This is a genomic window from Shewanella sp. cp20, from assembly GCF_000832025.1.
In the GTDB taxonomy this organism is placed as follows: Bacteria; Pseudomonadota; Gammaproteobacteria; order Enterobacterales; family Shewanellaceae; genus Shewanella.
In genome coordinates this window covers 185,529-192,847 of record NZ_JPII01000019.1, presented here as the reverse complement: position 1 = coordinate 192,847, position 7,319 = coordinate 185,529, and the positions used below count along the sequence as shown (strand labels likewise).

The 7,319-nt window shown below is 51.8% G+C and carries 8 protein-coding genes; 6 read left to right on the top strand and 2 right to left on the bottom strand.

The genetic code is table 11. The features are described from left to right. Positions 1-217 (top strand): hypothetical protein (locus DB48_RS20400; protein WP_235375362.1); only part of this gene is annotated, 217 nt, incomplete at its 5' end. Positions 218-397: 180 nt separating this feature from the next. Continuing rightward, positions 398-856, top strand: a complete 459-nt coding sequence (locus DB48_RS07805) for an RNA recognition motif domain-containing protein (protein ID WP_041509719.1) — start codon at positions 398-400, stop codon at positions 854-856. A 49-nt stretch (positions 857-905) separates the two neighbouring features. Here DB48_RS07805 and murI read toward each other — a convergent pair whose 3' ends face one another. Then, positions 906-1,706, bottom strand: a complete 801-nt coding sequence (murI, locus tag DB48_RS07800) for a glutamate racemase (protein ID WP_041509718.1) — start codon at positions 1,704-1,706, stop codon at positions 906-908. Between the two features lie 208 nt (positions 1,707-1,914). Here murI and trmA point away from each other — a divergent pair, with 208 nt between their 5' ends. After that, positions 1,915-3,012, top strand: a complete 1,098-nt coding sequence (gene trmA / locus DB48_RS07795; RefSeq protein ID WP_041509717.1) for a tRNA (uridine(54)-C5)-methyltransferase TrmA — start codon at positions 1,915-1,917, stop codon at positions 3,010-3,012. A 47-nt stretch (positions 3,013-3,059) separates the two neighbouring features. Here the strand turns inward: trmA and fabR are convergent, their stop codons facing one another. Next, positions 3,060-3,674: an HTH-type transcriptional repressor FabR gene (fabR, locus tag DB48_RS07790; RefSeq protein ID WP_041509741.1), complete on the bottom strand. Its 615-nt coding sequence runs from the start codon at positions 3,672-3,674 to the stop codon at positions 3,060-3,062. Between the two features lie 143 nt (positions 3,675-3,817). Between fabR and DB48_RS07785 the strand changes: the two genes are divergently transcribed. The 3 genes from DB48_RS07785 (at position 3,818) to mnmH (ending at position 7,249) form a co-directional block, all read left to right on the top strand. Beyond that, the gene (locus DB48_RS07785) at positions 3,818-4,924 is read left to right on the top strand and encodes a fatty acid desaturase (protein ID WP_041509716.1); all 1,107 of its coding nucleotides are present in this window, start codon (positions 3,818-3,820) and stop codon (positions 4,922-4,924) included. Between the two features lie 166 nt (positions 4,925-5,090). Next, on the top strand, positions 5,091-6,134 hold the full coding sequence (selD, locus tag DB48_RS07780) for a selenide, water dikinase SelD (protein ID WP_041509715.1): 1,044 nt from the start codon (positions 5,091-5,093) through the stop codon (positions 6,132-6,134). Then, positions 6,134-7,249: a tRNA 2-selenouridine(34) synthase MnmH gene (gene mnmH, locus DB48_RS07775; protein ID WP_041509714.1), complete on the top strand. Its 1,116-nt coding sequence runs from the start codon at positions 6,134-6,136 to the stop codon at positions 7,247-7,249. Before selD ends, mnmH begins: the two co-directional genes overlap by 1 nt. Positions 7,250-7,319 lie beyond the last annotated feature (70 nt).

The window sequence follows — 7,319 nt, the reverse complement described above, 5'->3', positions numbered from 1 at the left end:
CTGCGTATTCTACGCAATCCCTTGTTCGCGTCAAGCAGTTTTTGCAAACTTTTTGAGGCTTCACTTTTCAGTGACTGACCACCCTATCGCCTTAGCTAACAAGTGTTTCGACGCTGCGTTATCTGCTTTGCCGTGTCAGTGGATGCGCATTATAGGCAGTTCTGATTTGGGCGCAAGGGCTTTTTCAACGATCGGCGATCGCAAGTCGATCTTTTAATCGCTTCGCTGAATTAAGAAACAAAATGAGGGGAAATCACACAGAACCAATCGGGATCATGCAATATCAAAGGCCGCTAAAGTTCGTTTTTTCATCAATATGCTAGTGTAATTGCTAATAATTCATTACCATATACGAGCTGTTAACAGTTAATTATCAATTCCTCAGAGAACCTATTATATGCAAAAGCCATTTCTTATTGTTTTGATTGTCGCCATCCTAGGCGCATTGGCAATATCTCAGTTCACACCAGAGCTTTATTCAGCGATCTCATTTTTTACTGGTGCTATTATTGCAAGTGTTATTTTCACACTTCAGCCATCTGCCGCTAACGCTACCGGTGGTGATACTTACACTGGACCCACCATGACACTCTATGTAGGCAATCTGCCTTACCGTGTACATGAAGGTGAAGTGAAAGAGTTATTTGGCAAATATGGCCCTGTTAGCTCGGTGAGATTGGTTCGCGATCGCAAGACTGGACGTCGTAAAGGTTTTGGCTTTATTGAGATGTCTGAAGCGGGCGCTAAGAAAGCGATGGCCAAGCTGAACGAATTCGAATTCCAGGAGCGTACGCTCAAGGTTCGTGAAGCCAAGTCTCAAGACACAGATAAAAACGAAGCAGCACAGGCCAGCTAATTTAATCCAGCTTATCTGACATTAGCTTTATCTTTAGCGGCACCAGAGCTTAGCTGCCGGTTTTCATCAGGCTATCGTTAAAGGCGGTAGCCGAACTGAATCCCCAGGCAGCTAAGGTCTTACTTAACCCCTCGGAAATCGTGTTCGTCGTGAACAGCGCCCGGCTCTTACCTCTCTCTCCGCTATTATCAGCATCGAGCAGACTCACCACCCTAGCCGCGATGGCATTGGATGAATCTAATAGATGCACAGACTCTCCCAACTCACGCTGCAGCTCTTCTCTCAAAATCGGAAAGTGAGTACATCCCAAGACTAAGGTATCCAGTCCAGACGCCTTTATCGGCTCCAGGATACGATGCAGCGCCTCACGATCGACCGGCTTCTGAGCCATCTTATCCTCTGCCAGATAGACCAATTCAGAGGAGCCAAATCTGTCTACACGACAATTACTGGCAAACTGATCGATCAGATCTTGAGTATATTGACGATTGACTGTCCCTGGGGTCGCCAGCAAACCCAGATGTTTCTTGTGCGATAGGGCCGCCGCGGGTTTGATGGCCGGCACCACCCCTACCACGGGAATGGTCAGGCAGCTTCTTAGTGCAGGCAGGATAAGCGTACTGGCGCTATTACAGGCCACGACCACGATATCGGCCTGGCATTGGGCAACCGCTTGACTGATTAAGGTGACACAACCTTGGATCAGCTCCTGTTCATCGAGTTCGCCATAGGGCAGCCTAGCATTGTCAAACAGATAACAGTAATTCGCACTGGGAAGCTGTTCTCGCACTGCCGCCAATATCGACAGTCCTCCTACCCCAGAATCGAACACGAGTATATTTGCTGACAAATTGGCTCTCCTATCACTAAAAAGGCTGGTACATAGAAGCAGGGATTTTTTCACATTCCCGGTTAAAGCTAAAGCCATTGCGCTCACAATTGGCTTTTCAGGCGGGTTAATCGCCCGGGAAAGTCCGCTACAATGTTAGCCACCCCCTAGACATCAACGACAAGTAGTATACTATTTGCGCCCCCATAGACAGCAACGGTGTTAAGAAATGAATCTAGAAGCAATGGATCCTCAGCAATACGACGCGCAGCTCGATGTGAAACGTCAGAAACTAGCGCAGCTATTTGCCGACTTCGAGACACCCGAGCTGGAAGTGTTTGCCTCACAGAAGGCCCATTACCGCATGCGCGCCGAGTTCCGTGTCTGGCATGAGGGTGAAGATCTCTACTATTACATGTTTGATAAGGCGCTGAACCAGAAGGTTCGTTGCGACCAATTCTTACCGGCGAGCCAACTGATCAACGACATGATGCCCGAGCTGATGGCGGCCTTGCGCCCCAATCAGGTCCTGCGTCACAAGCTGTTCCAAGTGGACTTTCTCTCAACCCTCAGCGGTGAGATCTTAGTTTCACTGCTTTACCACAAGCAGCTCGATGCCCAATGGCAGCAGGAAGCCGAGGCGCTTAAGCAAGCATTATCGGCTAAGTTCAAGGTGAACATCATAGGCCGCGCCCGTAAGCAGAAGCTGGTGATGGATCGCGACTTCGTCATCGAATCCCTGCCGGTCAATGGCAAGGAGCTTATCTATAAGCAAGTTGAGAACAGCTTTACCCAGCCCAATGGTGAGGTAGCGATCAAGATGTTGGAGTGGGCCATAGATATCACACGTAATAGCAGTGGTGATCTATTGGAGCTCTACTGCGGCAACGGTAACTTCTCTATTGCCCTGGCGCAGAACTTCAACCGGGTATTGGCTACCGAGCTGGCCAAACCATCAGTCGACTCGGCCCAGTACAATATCGAGGCGAACCAGATTGAAAACCTACAGATCATCCGCATGTCGGCGGAAGACTTTACCGATGCCCTCGCCAAGAAACGCAGCTTCAGACGTCTAGAGGGCGTGGATTTGGACAGCTATGATTGCAACACCATATTTGTCGACCCGCCGCGAGCCGGCCTAGATGACAATACCCTGTCTATGGTGCAGGGCTATGAGCGGATCCTCTATATCTCTTGTAACCCCAACACCCTGCTGGACAACCTCAAGGTACTGGACAAGACCCACAAGATCACCCGCTTCGCGCTGTTCGATCAGTTCCCGTACACAGATCATATGGAATCAGGCGTGTTACTAGAACGCCGTTAATCTAAAGCTAGCATCAAGAAAGGGGCCAACTGGCCCCTTTTTTAACTCTAGCGATGTTCCATCTTCTGCTGCAGGCATTCGGCGCCTTTAGCCACCATGCGCAGCTGAATCACCAGACGATCGGCCAAGATCTTACGATCGACCCGCTTCATGTCCAGCGCCGCCGCCCCGGCGTTAAATACTAAGGTCACTAAGGCCTCCGCCTGAGCCCTGGCCAACTCGGGGGTTCGCTTGGTGGTGGCCTCTGTGTAGTGAGCTAACTCTGAGATGAAGTGTTCTATCTCTCTGGCCACTGCCGCGCGAAACGGTGCCGAGGTGCCCGAGCGTTCATGTAGCAGGATACGGAAAACGTTGGGATTAGACTCCAGTACCTCCATAAAGGTATCGACTGAGATGCGAATCACGCTACCACCGGCCTCGGCACGCTGGCGGCCCTTGCGCATCATCTGTCTCAGAGTCAGACCCCCCTCATCCACCATAGTGAGCCCCAGCTCATTCATATCTTTAAAATGACGATAGAAAGAAGTTGGCGCTATGTTGGCCTCGCGTGCCACTTCCCGCAGACTCAGGCTAGAAAAGCTGCGTTCGGCACTTAATTGATTAAATGCCGCATCGACCAAGGCGCGACGCGTTTTTTCTTTCTGCTGTGCTCTGATACCCATCATGATGAATCCACTAGATAAAACTCAATCTGGCAATCATACCTTCTTTAAGGCAAAAACGCAGCCCGCCTTGACCTGCCCTATTAAGTCGGTAGAATTGGCGTACAGCTGTACGCTCAAGTAAAAAGAATCTGGACACTATAATGAAAAAACCTCCCCTCATCTGGACCAATATTCTCCTCTTTGCCATCACCTTCTTAGGTGCTGTCATTCTCGTACCTTGGTACGGCATCACCTATGGCTATGGCATGGCAGAATGGGTTGCCTTTGTCGGGCTCGCCTTCGCCAGCGGTTTGTCGATAACCGCGGGATACCACAGGCTCTGGTCCCATCGCACCTATAAGGCGCACTGGTCGATACGTTTTCTTTTTGCCTTGGGTGGTGCCTTAGCACTGCAAAATAGCGCCCTGCATTGGTCGTCGGATCACCGTATCCACCACAAGCATGTGGATGACAACGACAAGGACCCCTATTCGGCTAACATGGGTTTCTGGTACAGCCATATCGGCTGGATGCTTAGAGAGTATCAGGCGCAGCGTTATCACGATTATAAGAACGTCCGTGATCTGCAAAATGAGAAAATTGTGATGTGGCAGCACAAATATTACCTGCCGCTACTCCTCATCATGAATATTGGCCTACCGGCACTATTGGGCTGGCTCAACGGCGATGTGTGGGCCATGTTGCTCATGGCGGGTCTGCTACGCCTGGTTGTCGTGCATCACTGCACCTTCTTCATCAACTCGCTCGCGCATATTTGGGGCAGCCAGCCATACACAGATAAGAACACGGCACGAGACAACGGCGTGTTGGCGCTGTTTACCTATGGCGAGGGTTATCACAACTTCCACCACATCTTCGAAAACGATTATCGCAACGGCATCCAATGGTGGCATTACGATCCTACCAAATGGTTGATCAACACCATGGCCTGGACCGGACTGGCCAACAATCTCAGGGTCACCCCCCAGGAGCGCATCGAGAGTGCCAAGCTACAGATGCAGTTGAAAAAGGCGCAACACAAGGCCACACAGCTTGCCAACCACGAAGAGATCCTGGAAAAAATTCAGGCGGAATATGAGCTGCTCAAGACGCATATTGCCGAGTACTACCAGGCGCATAAGGAACTGCTCGAGGCCAAGCGCAAACAGCTAACCACACATCAGCTGATGCAGCAGGTAGAGCACCTGAAACAGGAACTGCTAACGCGCCAGAAACAGTGGAAGTCACTCACCACAGGCTTTGCCTAACCCATTCTCGAAGAGGCCATCCCAAGGGGTGGCCTTTTTTTACTCTGAAATAAACAGGAATGATAGCGGCCTCCCGCCATTCATATCTAAGTTAGGCGATTGAAGTGCCGCACCTATGGGTCTATCATGAGCGGCTCTCCATTTTATCCAGAGATAGTTTGCGGTTATGTCAGTAGAAAAGATTAAACTCACCGAATACAGCCACGGTGCTGGCTGTGGTTGCAAGATTTCACCTAAGGTACTGGGCACCATACTGGCCTCTCAGCTACCCAGCTTTGACGATCCAAACATTCTGGTAGGCAATCAGACTCGTGACGATGCCGCCGTTTATCGCCTCAACGACGAGACAGGCATCATCAGCACCACAGACTTCTTCATGCCGATAGTGGATGATCCCTTTACCTTCGGGCGAATCGCAGCGACCAATGCCATCAGCGATATCTACGCCATGGGTGGCACGCCCATGATGGCCATCGCCATTCTTGGCTGGCCGGTCAATGTCTTGCCAGCGGAAATTGCCCAGCAGGTGGTCGATGGCGGACGTCAGGCCTGTAAAGATGCCGGTATCATGTTGGCTGGCGGCCACAGTATCGATGCACCAGAGCCTATCTTCGGCCTCGCGGTAACAGGCCAGATCCCCTTAAACGAACTCAAACAGAACGACACGGCCAAGACAGGTGACAGACTCTATCTGACCAAGCCGCTAGGTATCGGCATACTCACAACGGCGCAGAAGCAGAAGAAGCTTGCCGAGCAAGATATCAATATTGCCCCTGACGCCATGTGTCAGCTGAACAAGATAGGCGCCACCATCGCCAAGATCCCAGGCGTTAATGCCATGACAGATGTGACAGGCTTTGGCTTGGCAGGCCACCTCATCGAGATGTGCCAAGGCGCAACGCTGGCGGCCAGGGTCGATCTGAGCGCCCTACCCATGCTGCCTAAGGCAATGGACTACCTCAAGCTTGGCTGCATTCCAGGTGGCACCCATCGCAACTACGACAGCTACGGCGAGCATCTTCCCCTGGTAAACGACGAGCAGAAAGCCCTATTGTGCGACCCGCAAACCAGTGGCGGCTTGCTGATTGCCGTATCAAACAGCCATGAGGCCGAGCTGCTTGCTCTGCTAGAAAAAGAGGGGCTGCCCACACAATGTATTGGTGAGCTAGTGCCTCAAACCGAGTCGCAGCCACTGGTGGAACTGATCTAATGGGCCATCTAAACGACAAGATTATCCCCGCGAGTGAATATGCTCGCATCCTGGCATCTGACCATCCCATCATGGATGTACGCGCTCCCATAGAATTTACCAAGGGCGCCTTTCCCGCCAGTAGCAATCGTCCCCTGATGCAAGATGATGAAAGGCAACAAGTGGGGACCTGTTATAAGGAGCGAGGCCAGGACGCCGCCATCGCCCTCGGTCATTCCCTGGTATGCGGCGAAGTCAAAAAGCAGCGGATCGATGCCTGGCTCGCCTATCTCGACACCCATCCCGAAGCCTATCTCTATTGCTTTCGTGGCGGACTGCGCTCTCAGCTAACTCAGCAATGGCTAGCCGAGGCTGGTAGAGCCGTGCCCTACATTCAAGGCGGCTATAAGGCGATGCGTCAGTTCCTTATCGACACCATAGACAGGGCGCCAGAGGTGAAACCTATGTTGATCCTCAGCGGCATAACCGGCAGCGGTAAGACAGACTTTCTGCTGCAGCGGCAAGAGGCGGTCGATCTCGAAGGGCTCGCCCATCATAGGGGCTCGAGTTTCGGTCGCTACCATGAGGCGCAGCCGACGCAGATCAACTTCGAAAATAGCTTAGGGGTCGCCCTGTTGAAACATCAACAGAGCGCCGCGCGGGATCTGCTGGTAGAAGATGAGAGCTATCTCATCGGACGCTCTGCGCTACCCAAGGCTTTCTACATGGGGATGCAGACCGCCAGCGTCGTCATCCTTGAGGAGCCGCTCGAGGCCAGGCTGACACGCCTGCTGGACGAATATGTCCATAAGATGCACAAGGGCTATATCGAGCGCCTGGGCGAAGAGGCCGGATTCGACGCATTTAGTGAGTATCTGGCAAACAGCATCTCAGGCATCAAGAAACGCCTCGGCGGTAAACAACACGACGAGCTGCAGCAGCTGATAAGAGACGCATTGGCGGTGCAGCTGCAGAGTGGCGATACCCAGGCACACCTAAAGTGGATCGAATTGCTACTGAGCAAATATTACGATCCCATGTATCAGTATCAGATAGCCAAGAAAGCCGAGCGGGTGATCTTCCAGGGCGACCATAAGGCCATGCATCAATGGCTGGATGAATACGCCGTTCGCTAGCACACTAAAACCTTATAAAGTTAAACCACCGAAAACATAAAGCCAGGCATCATGCCTGGCTTTTTCTAGC

Excerpts from the sequence above, each read along its gene's own strand:
- DB48_RS07805 (WP_041509719.1), top strand. The coding sequence starts at position 398 with ATGCAAAAGCCATTTCTTATTGTTTTGATTGTCGCCATCCTAGGCGCA.
- trmA (WP_041509717.1), top strand. The coding sequence starts at position 1,915 with ATGAATCTAGAAGCAATGGATCCTCAGCAATACGACGCGCAGCTCGAT.
- fabR (WP_041509741.1), bottom strand. The coding sequence starts at position 3,674 with ATGGGTATCAGAGCACAGCAGAAAGAAAAAACGCGTCGCGCCTTGGTC.
- DB48_RS07785 (WP_041509716.1), top strand. The coding sequence starts at position 3,818 with ATGAAAAAACCTCCCCTCATCTGGACCAATATTCTCCTCTTTGCCATC.
- selD (WP_041509715.1), top strand. The coding sequence starts at position 5,091 with ATGTCAGTAGAAAAGATTAAACTCACCGAATACAGCCACGGTGCTGGC.
- mnmH (WP_041509714.1), top strand. The coding sequence starts at position 6,134 with ATGGGCCATCTAAACGACAAGATTATCCCCGCGAGTGAATATGCTCGC.